General features: G+C 71.0%; 13 protein-coding genes. 10 read left to right on the top strand and 3 right to left on the bottom strand.

The features are described 5' to 3' along the window. Window positions 1–44: 44 nt before the first annotated feature. The 7 genes from AQJ67_RS16075 (at window position 45) to AQJ67_RS16105 (ending at window position 11549) form a co-directional block, all read left to right on the top strand. Window positions 45–1841, top strand: coding sequence for a DUF4192 family protein (locus AQJ67_RS16075; protein ID WP_062719453.1), 1797 nt, complete (start codon window positions 45–47; stop codon window positions 1839–1841). A 670-nt stretch (window positions 1842–2511) separates the two neighbouring features. Then, window positions 2512–4428 (top strand): glycogen debranching N-terminal domain-containing protein, encoded by a 1917-nt coding sequence (locus AQJ67_RS16080; RefSeq protein ID WP_062720042.1) that lies wholly within the window; start codon window positions 2512–2514, stop codon window positions 4426–4428. A gap of 130 nt (window positions 4429–4558) precedes the next feature. After that, window positions 4559–5317: an NUDIX hydrolase gene (locus AQJ67_RS16085; RefSeq protein ID WP_062719454.1), complete on the top strand. Its 759-nt coding sequence runs from the start codon at window positions 4559–4561 to the stop codon at window positions 5315–5317. Window positions 5318–5516: 199 nt separating this feature from the next. After that, window positions 5517–7544 carry an ABC transporter ATP-binding protein gene (locus AQJ67_RS16090; protein WP_062719455.1) on the top strand — a complete coding sequence of 676 codons (2028 nt, stop codon included), beginning with the start codon at window positions 5517–5519 and terminating at the stop codon, window positions 7542–7544. 163 nt (window positions 7545–7707) lie between these two features. Next, on the top strand, window positions 7708–8595 hold the full coding sequence (locus AQJ67_RS16095; RefSeq protein ID WP_079056014.1) for a FadR/GntR family transcriptional regulator: 888 nt from the start codon (window positions 7708–7710) through the stop codon (window positions 8593–8595). Between the two features lie 427 nt (window positions 8596–9022). Then, a complete protein-coding gene (locus tag AQJ67_RS16100; RefSeq protein ID WP_062720044.1) occupies window positions 9023–10558 on the top strand; it encodes an RNA polymerase sigma factor in 1536 nt (511 codons plus the stop codon). 133 nt (window positions 10559–10691) lie between these two features. After that, window positions 10692–11549: a serine protease gene (locus tag AQJ67_RS16105; protein ID WP_062719457.1), complete on the top strand. Its 858-nt coding sequence runs from the start codon at window positions 10692–10694 to the stop codon at window positions 11547–11549. Window positions 11550–11661: 112 nt separating this feature from the next. Here AQJ67_RS16105 and AQJ67_RS16110 read toward each other — a convergent pair whose 3' ends face one another. Further along, window positions 11662–11892, bottom strand: a complete 231-nt coding sequence (locus tag AQJ67_RS16110; protein WP_062719458.1) for a DUF7455 domain-containing protein — start codon at window positions 11890–11892, stop codon at window positions 11662–11664. A gap of 445 nt (window positions 11893–12337) precedes the next feature. On the opposite strand from AQJ67_RS16110, the gene AQJ67_RS16115 reads away from it, so the two are divergent. From AQJ67_RS16115 to AQJ67_RS16125, 3 genes are all read left to right on the top strand, one after another. Beyond that, on the top strand, window positions 12338–14458 hold the full coding sequence (locus AQJ67_RS16115; RefSeq protein ID WP_062719459.1) for a DNA gyrase/topoisomerase IV subunit B: 2121 nt from the start codon (window positions 12338–12340) through the stop codon (window positions 14456–14458). A gap of 225 nt (window positions 14459–14683) precedes the next feature. Then, window positions 14684–15106, top strand: coding sequence for a DUF485 domain-containing protein (locus AQJ67_RS16120; protein WP_062719460.1), 423 nt, complete (start codon window positions 14684–14686; stop codon window positions 15104–15106). After that, the gene (locus AQJ67_RS16125) at window positions 15103–16695 is read left to right on the top strand and encodes a solute symporter family protein (protein ID WP_062719461.1); all 1593 of its coding nucleotides are present in this window, start codon (window positions 15103–15105) and stop codon (window positions 16693–16695) included. The genes AQJ67_RS16120 and AQJ67_RS16125 overlap by 4 nt, the downstream gene beginning before the upstream one ends. 149 nt (window positions 16696–16844) lie before the next feature. Here the strand turns inward: AQJ67_RS16125 and AQJ67_RS16130 are convergent, their stop codons facing one another. Together AQJ67_RS16130 and AQJ67_RS16135 are read right to left on the bottom strand one after the other, a co-directional pair. Next, complete coding sequence (locus AQJ67_RS16130; protein ID WP_062719462.1) at window positions 16845–17525, bottom strand: response regulator; 681 nt, start codon at window positions 17523–17525, stop codon at window positions 16845–16847. Next, the gene (locus tag AQJ67_RS16135) at window positions 17522–19198 is read right to left on the bottom strand and encodes a sensor histidine kinase (protein WP_079055986.1); all 1677 of its coding nucleotides are present in this window, start codon (window positions 19196–19198) and stop codon (window positions 17522–17524) included. The genes AQJ67_RS16130 and AQJ67_RS16135 overlap by 4 nt, the downstream gene beginning before the upstream one ends. Window positions 19199–19237 lie beyond the last annotated feature (39 nt).

Genomic DNA, 19237 nt, shown 5'->3' on the forward strand with positions numbered 1-19237 from the left:
CACAGGGTCAAGCGGAACATCGCGATCCGGGAGATCGTCGTCGCATGACGAATCACAGCGACACCACCGGATCTCCTGAGCGCGACGACAACCCGGGCGGCGAGCACCACGTCGCCCCTGGAGCAACCGACTCGAACGACACGTCAGAGATGTACGACGCGCCCGCCGGGCCGGACGAAGACCATGCACGCCCGCGTCACGTGGCCCAACTCGACTGCACCCCGCACGAAGCGCACCTGCCCGAGCACCAGGTCACCCTGCGCACCCCGGCCGAACTGGCCGACGCCCTGCCCTATCTCCTCGGATACCGCCCCGAGGACAGCATCGTGCTCGTCGCACTGCACGACAGGGCAGGCCGCGGCCGGTTCGGCGGCCGGGCACGGCTCGGCATCCCCGCGGGTGCGGACGACTGGGACTCCGCCGCCACGCAGCTGGCGCACGGGCTGGTGACGGGCAGCGAGCGCAGGGGAGCGCGGCCGGAGCAGATGGTCGCCTTCCTCTGCCAGGAGCCGGCAAAGGGCGAGACGGGCCGACAGGTCATGGAACAGCTGCGACCGCTGGCCCAGAAGATGCGTGTCGCATGCGGCAGCCTGGACGTGCCGGTGATCGAGGCGCTCTGCATCTCGGACGGTCGCTTCTGGTCGTACTGCTGCGATCGAGCCGAGTGCTGCCCGCCCGAGGGCCGCCCCATGGGCTTGCCCGGTACGTCCGTGCTGGCCGCAGCGGCCACGTACGCCGGAGTTCAGGTACGCGGCACACTGCGCGAGTTGCGGGCCAGGCTGCTGCCCCTTGAGACCGCTGCCGCCCTGGAGCAGGAGGCCGCTCTGGACGCGGCCGGGCTGGCGCTGGTCTCCAGGATCCTCGACGACGCGACCCGAGGAGGTGTGGCCCAGGAGACGCTCGAACTCGCTGACCGACTCATGGGCCGGTTCGCCGCGGCGCCGCCACTTTCCGGTGCGCTCACATCGGACCTCAGGGACGACGAACTGCTCGGGCACGACGAAGCCGCGAGGCTGATTCTGGGTCTGCAGGACCGTGCGACCCGTGACCGCGCGGCCGAATGGATGGAGGGCGACGAGGCCGGTCCCGCCCTCCGGCTGTGGCGAGCGCTGGCCCGCCGCTGTGTCGGTTCGTACAGCGAGCACGCGGCGGCGCCCCTCACCCTCGCCGGATGGGTCGCCTGGTCCACCGGCGATGATCTGGAGGCCCGAGAAGCCCTTGCCATGGCACTCGGCGCGGACCGCGACTACCTCTTCGCCCGTCTGCTGCACCAAGCCTGCAACGAGGGTCTGGACCCTGAATCGATCCGGCGCTGCTTGCGTTCGGAACGTGAGGGGCGTGAGGGGCGTGAGGGACATCAGGGACCTCGGGGATCTCAGGGGCGTGAGGCACAGGAGGGCCATGCGGGACGCCACCAGGTATCTCAACGATGCCAGGGGACCAAGGGGCGCCAGGGGCCCGAGGGGATTGCCGCCGGGCCTCATGGCAAGCCCGAGGACGTGGAAGAGCCGCTGCGGGACGAAACGGCGAAGTCCGCGCTGAATTCCGAGTCCGCCCTGCATTCCGACGCCAGTGATCGTCGCCCCTCCCGGCACCCCGCGAGTTCGACCGGAAGGCTGCCTCGTTCCGCCGGGCCCACCGGGCGAGCGCAGAAGTCGAGCGTCTCCCTCCCCCGCGCCTCAGCGGGCACCCACCCCGCGGCCCCACGGCCGGGCGCCACGCTTCCGCGCGGTTCCAAGGGCACGGCTCCGCGTACGCCGAAGAAGGGCGCCGTTCGCCCGGGCGAGTCCCGCCCGGACAGCGTGCGTCCTGCAAGCCCAGGGGGCGAGGGGGATGCGTGAACGCTCGCGGCAGAGCGGCCCCCGTGACACGTCCGCTGGGCGGCATGGTGGCCCTGGCCATGGCGGACACGGCAGCCAGGCATGCCCCACCGCCACGAATCGTCTCCGCTCACCCGGCGCACTTGCTGACAGGGGCGGTCCTCCACCGCGGTCACCCCGCCCCGTGCGTGACCTGGAGGGATCCCTCCCCGTTCACCTGAGTGGCGGAACGCGCGAACCGGCCGTGCCGCCGCACCGCCCCTGTCACTCCGGGTCCCCCAGCCGGCGCCGCACCCGCCCGAGGCGCACAGAGCGCAGAGGAAGTCGCCCCATGCCACAGCCGACTCCGGTGCCACCGCAGACTCAGCCCTCGCCGCCTACCGACGAGCGCTCTACAGCCGGTGGGTCGGTCCCGTCCCAGAGGTTGGACACCGGGCTAACTCCGTCAAGGGGCGGTGCGGGGCAGCGCGAGCCCACGCCGCCGCACGATGCTCCTCATCGGTTCGACCAGCCGAATCGGCCGACGGACCAGAGCCGGGCGTCGCCCTCGTCACCCACGAGCACGCACACGGCAACGCCGACATCAGCCGGGCCTGCACGGCGCTTTGCCCAGCCCCAGGACACCCCCGCGTCGGCTCAGCCATCGACCGCCCGGCGGTTCTCCGACCTGCCCCCCACCCACAATGCGCTGATCTGTGTCGCCCTACCCGGCCTCGCCATCTCCACGGACCAGGGACAGTTGACCGGCCGGGGACTCGACGGGTTCTACCGCGCGGGCCGACGCGTACTCTCGCGCTGCCAGATCCGTGTGGCCGGACGCGAGCCGGTCCCGGTCCAAGCCAGGATGACCGCGGCCGACCGCGCCCGCTTCGTGGGCACGCTGCGCAGCTCCCCCCAGGCTGGCCCGGACCCGGACGTCGTCATCGAGCGAACCCGCCATGCGGACGGCACCGAGCGGATCACCCTGCACAGCGCGGCGGTCCGGCCCCTCCGCCTGCCGGTCGAGGTCGCCCTGGGCACGGACCTCGCCGATCTCGGTGCCATCGCGAGTGGCAACCCCGGTCGGGAACTCCCCGCCACCGTCCACGACTCCGGCCTGCGCTGGTCGTCCGCCAGGGGCGGCTCGGCTGTGACGGCCGACCCGCCGCCCGTCGACGCACTGGCCTCCGCGGGGCTGCTGCGGTGGGAGTTCGCGCTGCCTCCGGGCGGCAGCGCCAGCATCGAGCTGCGGGTGCGGCCGGACGGAGCCGGACCGGTGCGCGCCGCAGGCCGAGCGGCGACCAGCCCGCTGGCGACCGCGCGGGCCGCCGGAGACGATCCCGGGGTGGAAGCCTTACTGGGGACGAGCATCGAGGACCTCCAGGCCCTTCTGTTACGAGACCCCGCACACCCCTCCGACGTCCACTTGGCCGCCGGGGCACCCTGGCGCTGCGGCCTGGCCCCGGCCGAAGCTCTCGCCGCGGCCCGCATGGCCCTGCCCCTGGGTACCCGGCTCGCTGCCGGCACGCTGCGCACCCTCGCCCGTACCCAACTCCCGTGCCAGTCACCGCAATCCGGCATGATCCCCGCGCCGATACGGGACGCGGGCACACATCTGCCACCGGGCTGCACGGGCACGGAGGCCACACTGCTCTTCCCCACGCTGCTCGCGGAGGCCCGACGCTGGGGACTGCCCGATCCGGAGATCGAAGAACTCCTCCCGGCTGCCGAGCGCTGTCTGACCTGGCTGCGGACCACGGTGGGCGACGGCACCTACCTGCCCGACCCGCACCCCGGAGGCCCTGTCCGCTGTGAGACCCAGGCCCACGCCCATCGCGCCGCGTTGCTCGGGGCCGATCTGCTCGACGCCTGCGGCAGACCGGGCGGTGCGGAGCTGCGGCAGTGGGCCGGGGCACTGCGGACGGCGTTCCGTGCCGACTTCTGGCTCGACGACCTGGGTGGCGGCCGACCCGCGGCTGCCCGGGTCCCGGACGGGCGCCTGGTGCCGCACCTGGGCGCCGCCGCCGTCCACCTTCTCGACACCGGCCTGCTGGGCGGGGGCGAACAGGCGCTGGGCCTGCTCGACAAGGTGCAGACCGAACAGCTCGCCCGGCTGCTCGGTGGCCCGGCCATGGACTCGGGCTGGGGCCTTCGCGGACTGGGCGTGAAGGAGACTGGGCACAGCCCGTTCGGACACCGCAGTGGCGCCGTCCGGGTCCACGAGACCGCGCTCGCCGTCGCGGGGCTGGCCGCCGCCGGCTACGAGAAGGAGGCGAGCGGACTGCTGCGGGGCGTACTCGCGGCCGCGGCCGCGTTCGGCCACCGGCTGCCCGACATGTACGCGGGAGAGCGACGCACGGACGGCGGCGCCCCTCTCCCGCACCCGGCGGCCTGCCGCCCAGCGGCCACGGCGGCGGCAGCCGGAGTGCTGCTGTTGACCACGCTCACGGGTATCCGCCCGGACGCTCCGGCGGGGACGGTCACACTCCGTCCCGTGCGCAGCGCACCGCTCGGCGAGATCGTCCTGACGGGCCTCCGGGTCGCCGGCGCACCCTTCTCCGTGCGGGTCAGCCGGCTGGGCCTCGCCATGGTCGAGGAGGCTGCCGACGGGCTGCAACTGCGGGCGTGACCTCGTACGACGCCCTAGGGCGTGACTGCGTGCGGGGTGGGTGAAACCCATACCGGGCCGAATTGGATCAGCCATCGATGCGGCCGACGAAGGGAGTGTTTATCGTCAAGCAGACGACTATGATCGCCGCATGCCCTACGACCCGTCAGCCTTTCCGCCCTTTGCCGTCACCGTGGACCTGGTCGTGCTGACCGTGCGCCGCCATGCCCTGTGCGCGCTGGCGGTGCGCAGGGGCGAACCGCCGTTCCAGGGGCGCTGGGCACTGCCCGGTGGGTTCGTACGGGCCGACGAGGATCTGTCGCAGGCCGCAGCGCGCGAGTTGGCCGAGGAGACCGGGCTGCGTGCCCACGACCCGGCCGTACCGGCGCAGGACAACGGCGCTCACCTGGAGCAGCTCGCGACCTACGGTGACCCCAAGCGGGATCCGCGGATGCGGGTGGTCAGCGTGGCTCACCTGGCGCTGGCTCCCGACCTGCCGGCACCCCGCGCCGGAGGCGACGCCAGCAACGCCCGCTGGGCCCCGGTCGACGAGCTCCTGAAGCAGGGCGGCTACGGCCGCGACGGCGAACCGGTCGCGCCGCTCGCCTTCGACCACGCGCAGATCCTGGCCGACGGGGTGGAGCGCGCCCGCTCCAAGATCGAGTACTCGTCGCTGGCCACGGCGTTCTGCCCCACCGAGTTCACCGTCGGAGAACTGCGCCGGGTCTACGAGGCGGTGTGGGGCGTGGCGCTCGACCCGCGTAATTTCCATCGCAAGGTGACGGGCACGCCGGGCTTCCTCGTCCCCACCGGCGGCACCACCACACGCCAGGGCGGCCGCCCAGCCCAGCTCTTCCGGGCCGGCGGCGCCACGCTGCTCAACCCGCCGATGCTGCGCCCCGAGGTCTGACACGACGGGCGGGTCCGCGGCGCCCATCCGGACGCGAACCGATGCCGATCCGGGCTCGGTCCGGCTCCAGTTCACGCTCGGTCGGTGCTCAGTCCGCGCTCGGGACGAAGGCCACCGGATCAGGCCGGACCGACTTCGGCCGTTGCAGCGGGCCTTGCCCTACCCGAAAAAACGGACATAGCGCGCTATCTTGCTGCGAGTGATCCAGGCCATCGGACTGACCAGCGACCCTCGCAAGGAGCTTCCCCCCGCCGTCGACGACGTCTCCTTCGAAGCGCGCGCCGGGCGCGTCACCGCGCTGCTCGGGGCGTCGGGAGCGGGTAAGACGACGGCGCTCAGACTCATGCTCGAACTCCAACGCGGCCGTGGCATCACCTACTTCAGAGGCCGCCCCCTGCACCGCATCGCCCACCCCTCGCGCGAGGTGGGCGTGCTTCTCGGCGACCTTCCCGGCCACCCCTCACGCACCGTCCGCGGCCACCTGCGCATGCTCTGCGCCGCCGCGGGCGTACCGGCCCGGCGCGCCGACGAAGTCCTGGAGGTCGTCGGACTCGTCAGCCTGCGCGAGGAACGCCTCGGCACCCTCTCGCGCGGCATGGACCGTCGTCTCGGTCTGGCCTGCGCACTGCTGTCCGACCCGCACACCCTCGTGCTCGACGACCCCGCGGGCGGGCTCTCGGCCCGCGAGAGCCGTTGGCTGTACGGCATGCTGCGCGCACACGCCGCCCAGGGCGGCACGGTCCTGCTGACCACGGCAGACCCGAAGCAGGCCGCGCGCACCGCCGACCGGGTCGTCACGCTTCAGAGAGGCAGGCTCATCGCCGACCAGGAGGCCGCCGACTTCGCCCGCACCCGGCTGCGCCCGCGCGTCGCCGTCCGCACGCCGCACGCCTCCCGCCTCGCCGCTCTCCTCACCAAGGAGGCGCGCACCGCCCACCGCTCCGTAGAGGTCGTACGCGAGAGCGGCAACCGCCTCTCCGTGTACGGCAGTACCTGTGCCGACGTCGGTGAGACCGCGTTTCGCCACGGCATCCTCGTGCATCAACTCGCGGACGAGATCGGGGACATGGGGCCGGACGCCGAGGCGGGCACCCGCACGGCCCAGCCGCGGGCCCACGAGGTGCCACAGTCGCCGGACGCCGCGCTGGCGACCGCCGGTGGCCGCGGACGCAAGGCCACGCCGCCGGTGCCGGAAAGAGGGTTCACCGCGACCGACGACCCCGCCGCCACGGGCAAGGCACCGCAGACGCCGGGCCGAGAGCCGGCCACGGCCGATGGGCGGGATGCCGGCGGGGGGCAGCAGGCGTCGGCGGAGGTTCCGCAGGCACGGGCGGGCGGTCCGCGCCCAGCCGACGCGCCCACAGAAGGCTCTCGCGCGTCGAGGGCCGGTTCGCGCTCGTCCAGCTCTTCCGCCGTCCCGCTTCCCGATCTTCCGCCCCCCATCTCCGTCCGCCCCGCCCCCAGCCCCCTCCGCCCCCTCCGCTACGAGCTCCGTCGTGCCGTCGGTGTCGGCACGAGCTTCGCCACGGGTGCCGCCGTGCTCGTGGTGTCCGCCCTCACCGCCGTACTGCTGGCACGCGTCGGTCACACGCCGCAGCACCGCCTGATGGCGGCCTGGCCGCAGCAGCTGCCGCTGCCTCCGGCGGCGCTCGGTGCCGGGCTGCTCGGTGCGGTCGCGTTCGGCGACGAGTTCCGCCACCCCGCCCTGGCCGCGGATCGCGGCACCGTCCCCCGCCGACTGGGGCTGCTGGCCGCGAAACTCCTCGTCGCCTCCGCCACCGCGCTGGTGCTGGCCGTCCTCACCGTGGGCTGCGACACCGAAGTGCTCTACCTCGTCTACGGACCGGAGCTCGCGGAAGTTCCCGCCGACTGGCTTGCGCTGGGCGCGAGTTGGATCGGGCTCCTGGTCGGCTGTGCCTGGGCAGGCGTGCTCGCCGCGGGTCTGTTCCGGTCCGCCACGGCCGGGCTCGCAGCGGTGGTCGCCGTACCCGTCGTCGTCGTACCACTCGTACAGAAGGCCTTCGAAGGGCCGTCTGTGCGGACGGCGGCGGGCTTTCCGCTGCGGCTGCGGGAGCTGCTGCTGTCGCAGTGGCCGTTCGGGGGCGAGCGCTATCTGGAAGCCGCCGCGCGCGTGGTCACCCAACCCGTCGGCGGTGCCCTGACGTTGTCGCTCACCGCCCTGCTCTGCGCTTATGTCCTCACGACCCTGCGGAGCAGGGTCAGATGACGGCCGCCCCTGCCGCTCCCGAGCCTGTCGTGCGCACAACTCCCCGGGGAAAGCCCATTTCTTTCCGATAAGGCGTCAATTGCGACGGGGTGAGCGATCACCCTTTCGTGTGCTTTTCACCAAAGACCTCAAGGGAGTTGAGGACGGCGCCGACAAAGGATCCGTGAGTACCCTTGCGCACACCATGATGACCGCCGCCCGCTCCGCCGACTCCGGTCTTGCCGGCCCGGGCGATCTCGACCGCTACCCCTACGCCGAGGCCCACGTCGCCGACCGCGTCGGAGCCCCTGCCTGGGACAGCGCGGAGCCGGAACTGGGCCGTGTGGGCCGCCGCGCCGCGGGCAGCCGCGGACGCGGGCTGCACGGCCAACTCGTCCAGCAGCTGGGCCAGATGATCGTCTCGGGCGACCTGGGCGCCGACCGCCCGCTCGTGCCTGAGGAGATCGGCCAGCGCTTCGAGGTCTCCCGCACCGTCGTCCGCGAGTCGCTCCGTGTCCTGGAGGCCAAGGGCCTGGTCAGCGCCCGTCCGAACGTCGGCACGCGTGTGCGTCCCGTCAGCGACTGGAACCTCCTCGACCCGGACATCATCGAGTGGCGGGCCTTCGGGCCGCAGCGCGACGACCAGCGCCGGGAGCTGAGCGAGCTGCGTTGGACGATCGAGCCGCTGGCCGCCCGCCTCGCCGCCGGGCACGGGCGCGACGACGTCCAGCAGCGGCTGGGCGACATGGTCGAGATCATGAGTCACGCGATGGGGCAGGGCGACGTCCTCACCTTCTCCCGTGCCGACGCCGAGTTCCACTCGCTGCTCATCCAGGTCGCGGGCAACCGCATGCTGGAGCACCTGTCGGGGATCGTCTCGGCCGCCCTCCAGGTCTCCGGCGGCCCTGTGACCGGCTGTGACCGACCGAACGAGACGTCGCTGGCGCAGCACAGCAGGATCGTCGACGCCCTCGCGGCCGGCGACGGCGCGGCCGCCGAGGCCGCCATGCGTCAGCTGCTCACCGTCCATCCCGAGGTCGAGCGCGTGGTGCCCGCCCCCCGCGAGCACTGACCGCGCCTCCGGGGGCGCGGCCGGGACTGCCTCCCCCTCCTGTGGCATCTCCCGGTCTGAGCGCCCTCTCCCGTCGGACCCGCAGGATCCATCACGGATCCTGCGGGTCCGACGGTGCGACGAGGCCGTGGAAAAGGCCGTACAGTGCTTGGTCCAAGCTGCGGGCGACCTGTTCTGTCCGCGTATGGCTGCTTTTGATCGGTTACGGGATGTGACTCGGGCCACGCAGATTGGGCGTAACGCTCGGGGAAACAGCGCGATGACCTAAGAGGTGACAGCCGAGGAGGGAATACGGACGCCGCTCAAGGCGCTGTGAATCCTCCCGGCCCTCGCCCGCACCGTCGGCCCGATCCCCCGGCCGGTGGTCGGCTCCTGTCCGCCGTGGACGGGGCCGGAAGCCGTTTTTCAACGTTCCGAGAGGTTGTTCGTGTCGGCCAGCACATCCCGTACGCTCCCGCCGGAGATCGCCGAGTCCGTCTCTGTCATGGCTCTGATTGAGCGGGGAAAGGCTGAGGGGCAGATCGCCGGCGACGATGTGCGTCGGGCCTTCGAAGCTGACCAGATTCCGGCCACTCAGTGGAAGAACGTACTGCGCAGCCTCAACCAGATCCTCGAGGAAGAGGGTGTGACGCTGATGGTCAGTGCCGCGGAGCCCAAGCGCACACGAAAGAGCGTCGCAGCGAAGAGTCCGGCCAAGCGCACCGCCACCAAGACGGTCGCGGCGAAGACGGTGACCACCAAGAAGGCCACCGCCACCGCCACGCCCGCGGCGCCCGTCGCCGACTCCGCCGTCGAGGACGACGCCCCCGCCAAGAAGGCCGCTGCCAAGAAGGCGACGACCGCCAAGAAGGCGGCTGCCAAGAAGACCGTCGCGAAGAAGACGGCGGCCAAGAAGACCACCGCCAAGAAGGACGACGCCGAGATCCTCGAGGACGAGGTGCTCGAGGACGCTCCCAAGGGCGGTGAGGAGCCCGAGGGCACCGAGAACGCCGGTTTCGTGCTCTCCGACGAGGACGAGGACGACGCCCCCGCGCAGCAGGTCGCGGCCGCCGGCGCCACCGCCGACCCGGTCAAGGACTACCTCAAGCAGATCGGCAAGGTCCCGCTGCTCAACGCCGAGCAGGAGGTCGAGCTCGCCAAGCGCATCGAGGCCGGTCTGTTCGCCGAGGACAAGCTGGCCAACGCCGACAAGCTCGCCCCCAAGCTCAAGCGTGAGCTGGAGATCATCGCCGAGGATGGCCGCCGCGCCAAGAACCACCTGCTGGAGGCCAACCTCCGTCTGGTGGTCTCCCTGGCCAAGCGCTACACCGGCCGCGGCATGCTCTTCCTGGACCTCATCCAGGAGGGCAACCTCGGTCTGATCCGCGCGGTCGAGAAGTTCGACTACACCAAGGGCTACAAGTTCTCCACGTACGCCACCTGGTGGATCCGTCAGGCCATCACCCGCGCCATGGCCGACCAGGCCCGCACCATCCGTATCCCGGTGCACATGGTCGAGGTCATCAACAAGCTCGCGCGTGTGCAGCGCCAGATGCTGCAGGACCTGGGCCGTGAGCCCACCCCGGAGGAGCTGGCCAAGGAACTCGACATGACCCCCGAGAAGGTCATCGAGGTCCAGAAGTACGGCCGTGAGCCCATCTCCCTGCACACCCCGCTGGGCGAGGACGGCGACAGCGAGTTCGGTGACCTCATCGAGGACTCCGAGGCCGTCGTCCCGGCCGACGCGGTCAGCTTCACGCTTCTGCAGGAGCAGCTGCACTCGGTCCTCGACACCCTGTCCGAGCGCGAGGCGGGCGTCGTCTCGATGCGCTTCGGTCTCACCGACGGTCAGCCGAAGACCCTCGACGAGATCGGCAAGGTGTACGGCGTGACGCGTGAGCGCATCCGCCAGATCGAGTCCAAGACCATGTCGAAGCTGCGCCACCCGTCGCGCTCCCAGGTACTGCGCGACTACCTCGACTAGGTCGCACGCGTACGACAGACAGGGCCCGGTCTCCCGAGTGGGGACCGGGCCCTCGTGCTGTCGCGCGGGTGCGGGGTGCGGTGGGCTGAATCACTCTGGGTGTCCCATGACCACTCCAGAGTGAGGAGCGTGCATGCGTCGTCCTTTTGTCCGGGCCCTGGCCCGGCCGCTGGTCCTGGCGGCAGCGGCAGCTGCCATACCGTTGGCGTCGGCCGCCCCGGTGGCTGCCGACAGCGTCGTCGTCGGCGGGTTCCCGGTCGATGTGTCTGACAGTCCCTGGACCGTGGCACTGGCCAGCCGTGACCGGTTCGGGGGTACGCGGGCCGGTCAGTTCTGTGTCGGTGTGGCGGTCAGCCGGTCCACGGTGCTGACCGCGGCCCACTGTCTGAGCAAGGAGGTTCTCGGGGAAGCGCCGGAACAGGTGCGCGACCTCAGCGTCATCACAGGCCGTACGGACCTGCTGTCCGGCCGGGGTCAGGAGATCCGGGTCCGCGGCAGCTGGGTGAACCCGGCCTACGACGGTGTCACCAACGCGGGGGACTTCGCCGTGCTCTCCCTCGCCCAGCCGCTTCCCGCGAGCGCGGTCATCGCGATGGCGCGGGCCGGCGATCCCGCCTATCTGCCCGGGACTCCCGCCCTGGTCTACGGCTGGGGGGACGTCACGGGGGCCGGCGACTACCCGCGAAGCCTGCGGGCGGCACGCGTGCACGTACTGCCCGACGCCATGTGCAGACAGGCGTATCCGGGCAGTGGTGAAGGCAGGTACATGCCGGCCAGCATGATCTGCGCCGGGGAACGGGAGGGAGGCCGGGACGCCTGTCAGGGAGACAGCGGAGGCCCCCTGGTCGCTCAGGGGAGACTGATCGGCCTCGTGTCCTGGGGCACCGGCTGCGGGCGCGCGGGTAATCCCGGCGTCTACACCCGGGTGTCCGAGATCCTCAGGACCATGGGGTGGCGGGCCGCGGTGCGCGGGCACCGTACCGACCGCTGACGGAGGCTAGGAGGCCCGCGGGGTATGAGCGCGGGCGGCCGCCCCTGCTCTCAGGGGCGGCCGCCCGTCGACCGGCCTGTGCCGGAAGCTGGCTCGTCGTTAATGCGAGATGTCAGCGCTCATCTTCGGACGCCGATGCGGGAACGGACGTCAGCCGCTCCGTCTCGTCCTGTATCTCAGCGGCGATCTTCTTGAGTTCCGGCTCGAACTTGCGACCGTGGTGGGCGCAGAAGAGCAGTTCTCCGCCGCTCAGCAGGACGACGCGCACGTACGCCTGGGCGCCACAACGGTCGCAGCGGTCAGCGGCCGTCAGTGGGCTCGCGGGGGTCAGAACAGTAGTCACGTCGCCTCTTCTCTAGCTCGACGAGCTGTCGTACCAGGGTCAACATCCAACCAGCCCCAAAACGTTCCCGCTCGTGGCTTCACCCAGAGAGAAATTTTTTCGGGGGCGGCCGGCTGCTGCCGGTTTGGCGGCGAATGTGCCGTATTGCGTCGGTGTCTTGCTTACGGTTTCGCGCTGTCGGTCAAGGTCGGTCCTCCCGGCTGGCTTGCCGGTTTGTTCATGAGGACGTGCCCGGAGCCTAAATGGTTCATGCCTGGAAGGGAACGTGATATGTACTTCACCCCATCGAGGGATCGAACATGCATACGACTCTGGACTAGTCTGTGTTCCGCACGAGGGTGGCGTTACAACGGCTCTACCAGGCCTCGGTACCCTCTTGACGGCGACCGAAGCCGAGCCCTTACCCAACAGGGCGCCACCTGAAATTCAGCGAGGAGCGAACCGCGTGACCGCCGAGACGTCCGTGCCGTCCACAGCGCTGCTGGCAGGAGCAGACCGGGACGGTTCCAACTACACCGCGCGGCACCTGCTCGTCCTCGAGGGGCTCGAGGCCGTACGCAAGCGCCCGGGCATGTACATCGGGTCGACCGACAGCCGCGGTCTGATGCACTGCCTGTGGGAGATCATCGACAACTCCGTCGACGAGGCCCTCGGCGGGTACTGCGACCACATCGAGGTGATCCTCCACGACGACGGGTCCGTGGAGGTCCGGGACAACGGCCGGGGCATCCCGGTCGACGTCGAGCCCAAGACCGGATTGTCCGGCGTCGAGGTCGTGATGACCAAGCTGCACGCCGGCGGCAAGTTCGGCGGCGGCTCGTACGCCGCCTCCGGCGGTCTGCACGGCGTGGGTGCCTCCGTGGTGAACGCCCTGTCCGCGCGACTGGACGTCGAGGTGGACCGGAGCGGTCACACCCACGCCATCAGCTTCCGGCGTGGTGTCCCCGGAGCCTTCGCCGCAGACGGCCCGAACGCGAAGTTCGAGACCGGCGGCCTGCGCAAGACCAAGAAGATCCCCAAGACCCGCAACGGCACGCGCGTGCGGTACTGGGCCGACCGCCAGATCTTCCTCAAGGACGCCAAGCTCTCCCTGGAGAACCTCCACCAGCGCGCCCGCCAGACCGCGTTCCTGGTACCCGGCCTGACCATCGTCGTCCGCGACGAGTTCGGTCTCGGCGAGGGTGGAAGCAAGGGCGAGGAGTCCTTCCGCTTCGACGGCGGTATCAGCGAGTTCTGCGAGTACCTGGCCTCCGACAAGCCGGTCTGCGACGTCCTCCGCTTCGGCGGTCAGGGCACCTTCAAGGAGACCGTCCCGGTCCTGGACGAGCACGGCCAGATGACCCCCACCCAGGTCACCCGCGAGCTCGACGTCGACGTCGCCATGCGGTGGGGCACCGGGTACGACACGACGCTGAAGTCGTTCGTGAACATCATCGCCACCCCCAAGGGCGGCACCCACGTCGCGGGCTTCGAGACGGCCGTCACCGGCACGATGAACGAGGTGCTGCGCACCAAGAAGCTGCTACGTGTGGCCGAGGACGACATCGTCAAGGACGACGCCCTCGAGGGCCTCACGGCGGTCGTCACCGTCCGTCTCGCCGAGCCGCAGTTCGAGGGCCAGACCAAGGAGGTCCTGGGCACCTCGGCGGCCCGCCGCATCGTGAACACCGTGATCTCCCGGGAGCTCAAGGCGTTCCTGACGTCCACGAAGCGGGACGCCGCGGCCCAGGCCCGAGTCGTCATGGAGAAGGCCGTCGCGGCCGCCCGTACGCGCATCGCGGCCCGCCAGCACAAGGACGCCCAGCGCCGGAAGACCGCCCTGGAGTCCTCGTCGCTGCCCGCCAAGCTCGCCGACTGCCGCAGCGACGACGTCGACCGCAGCGAGCTGTTCATCGTCGAGGGAGACTCCGCGCTCGGCACCGCCAAGCTCGCCCGGAACTCCGAGTTCCAGGCGCTGCTGCCGATCCGCGGCAAGATTCTCAACGTCCAGAAGTCGTCCGTGACCGACATGCTCAAGAACGCCGAGTGCGGCGCGATCATCCAGGTCATAGGGGCGGGTTCCGGCCGGACCTTCGACATCGACGCGGCTCGCTACGGCAAGATCATCATGATGACCGACGCCGACGTCGACGGCTCCCACATCCGGACGCTGCTGCTGACGCTGTTCCAGCGCTACATGCGGCCGATGATCGAGGCCGGCCGGGTGTTCGCCGCGGTGCCGCCGCTGCACCGCATCGAGCTGATCCAGCCCAAGAAGGGGCAGGACAAGTACGTCTACACGTACTCGGACCGTGAACTGCGCGACAAGCTCATGGAGTTCCAGAGCAAGGGCGTCCGCTACAAGGACTCCATCCAGCGCTACAAGGGTCTCGGTGAGATGGACGCCGACCAGCTGGCCGAGACGACGATGGATCCGCGGCACCGGACCCTGCGCCGGATCAGCCTCACCGACCTGGAGGCCGCCGAGCGGGTCTTCGACCTGCTGATGGGGAACGACGTGGCGCCGCGCAAGGAGTTCATCTCCAGCTCGGCGGCGACGTTGGACCGTTCGCGAATCGACGCGTAGCCGCTGCGCTGGGCCTGGGCCGTGTATTCGGCCTCGGCTTCGCCTTCGGCACCTGATATGGGTACCCACTCGCACCGCCCGTGCGGCTCTCGTCGTCGGGCGGGTGCGGGTGGCCCTTGTGGGGCGTAGTCGTCGTTGGCGGCTTTGCCGTGGGTCGTCACCTGATGGGGTGAAGACCCGAGAGAAGTCGGGTCGGGGATCTTTCCGTTCTGTCCATGCTTGGGCATGTACTCAGACGATCCCTGGTACGACGCTCTCGCCTCCGGATGGGGGGAGGCGGACGTCGCCGACGCGCCCGACGCCGCGCCGCCCCGCGCGGGTGACGTGTACCTCGAGGTGCAGCGCAGTGCGGCCTTCCAGGAGGTGCGCAGCCGGTACCGGAGGTTCGTGGTGCCGGCGGTCGTGGGGTTCCTTTCGTGGTACGTGGCGTACGTGGTGGCCGCCACGACCGCGCCGGGGCTGATGGCCCGGCCCGTGGCGGGTGCCGTGAACGTGGCGATGGTCGCGGGGCTCGGACAGTTCCTCACCACCTTCCTGCTCACCTGGGCCTACGCACGTCACGCGCGACTGCGCCGGGACCGGGCCGCGCTCGAACTCCGGTGGGACACCCAGGAGTTGACGCGGGCCACCGGAGGAGGTGCCTCGTGACGGACGATCACCAGACCCTGGCGCTGCTTCTGTTCAGCGTGTTCGTCGCGATCACGCTGGCGATCACGACCTGGGTGAGCCGCGACCGGCAGGGTTCGGCGGAGGAGTTCTACGCGGGCGGTCGGCTCTTCACACCCATGGAGAATGGTTTTGCCATCGCGGGCGACTACATGTCGGCCGCCTCCTTCCTCGGCATCTCCGGCCTCATCGCCCTCTTCGGCTACGACGGGATGCTGTATTCGGTGGGCTTCCTCGTGGCCTGGCTTGTGGTGCTGTTCCTCGTCGCCGAACTGGTACGCAACTGCGGGCGGTTCACACTCGCCGACGTCGTCGCCGCACGGATGCGGGAACGCCCTGTGCGGATCGCGCTGGGAACTTCCTCGGTCACCGTGTCCGTTCTGTATCTGGTGGCGCAGATGGTGGGCGCGGGCACCCTGGTCGCGCTGCTGCTCGGGGGCGAGGGCGAAGCGGCTCGGGACTGGACCGTCATCGGCGTCGGCGCGCTCATGGTGATCTATGTGTCGTGGGGAGGGATGCGGGCCACCACCTGGATCCAGATCGTCAAGTCGGTTCTGCTGCTCGGCGGCACCGTCACATTGACCGTGCTCGTCCTGGTGCGCTTCCACGGCGACTTCGACCGGCTGCTGCTCACGGCTGCCGAGCGCAGTGGTCACGGTGAGGCGTTCCTCGCGCCCGGGCTGAAGTACGGCGGTGACTGGACGTCCCGGTTCGACTTCATCAGCCTGGGCCTCGCGCTGGTCCTGGGCACCGCAGGGCTGCCGCACATCCTGTCCCGCTTCTACACCGTGCCCACCGCTCGCGCGGCCCGGCGCTCGGTGGTGTGGGCGATCGGGCTCATCGGCGGGTTCTACCTGATGACGATCGTGCTGGGCTTCGGCGCCGCCGCGATCGTCGGACCGGAGGCCGTACGCGGGTCGAACGCGGCCGGGAACACGGCCGTTCCGCTGCTCGCCCTCGACCTGGGCGGCGGCGCGGACTCCACCGGAGGAACGGTTCTCTTCGCCGTCGTGGCCGCCGTCGCCTTCGCCACGATCCTCGCCGTGGTCGCCGGAATCACGCTCTCCTCCTCGGCCTCCGTGGCCCACGACCTGTATGCCTCGCTCCGGCGCCGGCGCGCCGGGCCCCGCCGGGAGGTGGCCGTGGCGCGCGTCGCCGCGGTCGGCATCGGTGTCATCGCGATCGTCCTCGGACTGCTCGCCCGCGATCTCAACGTCGCCTTCCTCGTGGGCCTCGCCTTCGCCGTCGCCGCGTCCGCCAATCTGCCGGTGCTGCTCTACTCGCTGTTCTGGCGGGACTTCACCACGCGGGGCGCCGTATGGGCCGTGTACGGAGGCCTCATCCCGGCCGTGGTGCTGGTGCTGCTGTCGCCGGTGGTGTCGGGCAGCCCCGAATCACTGGTCCCCGGCGTCGACTTCCAGTACTTCCCCCTCCAGAACCCGGGCCTCGTCTCCATCCCGCTGGGCTTCGTCGCGGGCTGGCTCGGCACCGTCACCTCGGCCGAAATCCCGGACGAGGCCAAGCACGCGGAGACCGAGGTGCGGTCGCTGACGGGGGCGGGGGCGGTCTAGGGCGGCGCCTTCGTCGTCGTACGACCGCCCACGGCGCCGTATGGCCAGGGCCACTGTGCGCTGTCGAGCGGTCGGCTGACATTTCGGCGCCCGGCGTCCGTATCAAAGGGAGGGCACGGTTCCCTTCCCCCGCCCCCACGGGCCGTGCCTCAGGCGCGGGTCGCCCACACATAACGGTGTTCCGGGCGGCCCGCGTCCCCGTACTTGAGGGTGAGCCGGGCCCTCCCCGTGCGTTCCAGGAGCTTGAGATAGCGCTGGGCGGTCTGCCGGCTCACCCCGGTCCGCTCGGCGATCTCCTGGGCCGACAGCGGGCCTTCGGCGTTCATCAGGGAGCGGCGTACGAGTTCCGCGGTGGTGGGGGAGTGGCCTTTGGGGAGGTCGGGCTCCGAGGACGCGGAAAGGGCGCCGAAGATACGGTCCACCTCGGCCTGCTCGGCCTCGCCGCCGCCGTCCAGGGTGCGGCGCAGCTCCGCGTACGCCTCCAGCTTGGCGCGCAGCCCCGCGAAAGCGAACGGCTTGACCAGGTACTGGAGCGCGCCGTGCCGCATCGCCGCCTGCACCGTCGACACGTCCCGCGCGGCCGTCACCATGATCACGTCGGTCTGGTGGCCGCGCCGGCGCATCTCCTGGACGACCGACAGACCCGTCTCGTCCGGCAGGTAGTGGTCCATCAGGACCAGATCCACACGGGGCAGCTCCTCCACCTGGCGCAGCGCCTCGGCCGCGCTGTGGGCCTCGCCGGCCACGTGGAAGCCCGGCACCTTCTCGACGTAGGCGCAGTTGACGCGCGCCACGCGCGTGTCGTCGTCCACGACCAGGACCTCGATCATCGCGACTCCTCCTCGACGACGGACTGCGCATCTGACGGCACGGCAAGGGCCGGTTCCAGGTCCGGTTCGGCCAATGCCTCGGGCAGGACGACGGTGAACTCCGCGCCTCCGCCGGCCGCCTCGTCCACCGCCGCGCTGCCACCCTGCCGTTCGGCGAGCCTGCGCACCAGGGAGAGTCCTATGCCGCGCTCACGATGCGCCGGCGGCTTCTTGGTGGACCACCCCTCCGTGAAGATCAACTCGCGCTGTTCCTCGGGGATTCCCGGGCCTGTGTCGCGCACCCTGAGGACCGCGGTACGCCCCTCCGCACACAGTTCGACCTCCACGCGCGCGTGCGTGGTGCCCGCGACGGCGTCGAGAGCGTTGTCCACCAGGTTGCCGACGATCGTGACGAGGCCCCTGGGGTCGATCAGCCGGTCCGGGAGCCCGGTGCGGTCCGCGAGCCGCAGCGCGACGCCACGTTCCGCGGCCACGGTCGCCTTGCCGACCAGCAGGGCGGCGAGCAGCGGGTCCCGGATCTTCTCGGCGACCTGTTCCGCCGTGTCCCGGTGATCGCCGACCACCTCGCCGACGAACTCCACGGCGTCCTCGTACATCTCCAGCTCCAGCAGCCCGAGCAGCGTGTGCATACGGTTGGCGTGCTCGTGGTCCTGGGCGCGCAGGGCGTCGATCAGGCCGCGCGTCGAGTCGAGCTCACGGCCCAGCTGCTCCAGCTCGGTGCGGTCGCGCAGGGTGGCGACGGCGCCGCCGTCGTCGGTGGGCATGCGGTTGGTGACCAGGACGCGCTGACCGCGGACCGTGAGCAGATCGGTGCCGGTGATCCGGCCGGCCAGGACGTCGGTGGTACGGCCCTCGCCGAGCGCCTCGTCGAGGGACCGGCCGACGGCCTCGTCGCCGAGGCCGAGGAGCCGAGCCGCCTCGTCGTTGAGCAGGCGGATACGGCCCGTGCGGTCCAGGGCGACAACGCCCTCCCGGATGCCGTGCAGCATCGCCTCGCGCTCCGCGAGCAGCGCCGAGATGTCGGAGAAGGCCAGGTCACGGGTCTGCCGCTGGACCCGGCGCGAGATCAGCCAGGCCGCCAGCGCGCCGACCGCCAGGGCGCCGCCGGCGTACGCGAACAACTCGGGGATCGTGTGCAGCAGCCGGGCCCGCACGCTGTCGTAGGCGATGCCGACCGAGACCGCGCCCACGATGTCGCCGTCGCCGTCGCGCAGGGGCACCTTGCCGCGGGCGGTGCGGCCCAGGGTGCCGTTGTCGATCTGCATGACCTCGTGGCCGGCGAGGGCCTGGCCCGGGTCGGTGGAGACGGTCCGGCCGACCTCGCCCGGCGTGGGATGGGACCAGCGGACCCCGCGCCGGTCCATCACCACGATGTACTCGGCCCTGGTGGCCTTACGGATACGTTCCGCCTCCCGCTGGACCGGACCGCCGACCGTCGCGGGAGTGTGCGCGAGATCCTCGGCGATCTGCGGCTGGGCCGCGGTGGTCTGCGCGATCGACAGTGCGCGGCGCATCGCCTGGTCGTCCAGCTGGTCGCTGAGCGGAGCGAGGAACAGTCCGGTCGCGAGCACCGCGACTCCCGCCGCGATGGCCACCTGCATCAGCAGCACCTGCGCGAACATCCGCCGGGGCAGACCGAGGCGCAGGCGACGGGCGGGGGGAGTGGGGCTCATACCCATGACGGTACGTGGACGTGCGGGAGGTCCCGTAGA

This window comes from Streptomyces caeruleatus (assembly GCF_001514235.1).
Lineage (GTDB): Bacteria > Actinomycetota > Actinomycetes > Streptomycetales > Streptomycetaceae > Streptomyces > Streptomyces caeruleatus.

Bases quoted from the DNA above. Each gene is read 5' to 3' on its own strand.
- AQJ67_RS16075 (WP_062719453.1), top strand. From the start codon at position 45: ATGACGAATCACAGCGACACCACCGGATCTCCTGAGCGCGACGACAAC.
- AQJ67_RS16085 (WP_062719454.1), top strand. From the start codon at position 4,559: ATGCCCTACGACCCGTCAGCCTTTCCGCCCTTTGCCGTCACCGTGGAC.
- AQJ67_RS16105 (WP_062719457.1), top strand. From the start codon at position 10,692: ATGCGTCGTCCTTTTGTCCGGGCCCTGGCCCGGCCGCTGGTCCTGGCG.
- AQJ67_RS16120 (WP_062719460.1), top strand. From the start codon at position 14,684: ATGTACTCAGACGATCCCTGGTACGACGCTCTCGCCTCCGGATGGGGG.
- AQJ67_RS16130 (WP_062719462.1), bottom strand. From the start codon at position 17,525: ATGATCGAGGTCCTGGTCGTGGACGACGACACGCGCGTGGCGCGCGTC.
- AQJ67_RS16135 (WP_079055986.1), bottom strand. From the start codon at position 19,198: ATGAGCCCCACTCCCCCCGCCCGTCGCCTGCGCCTCGGTCTGCCCCGG.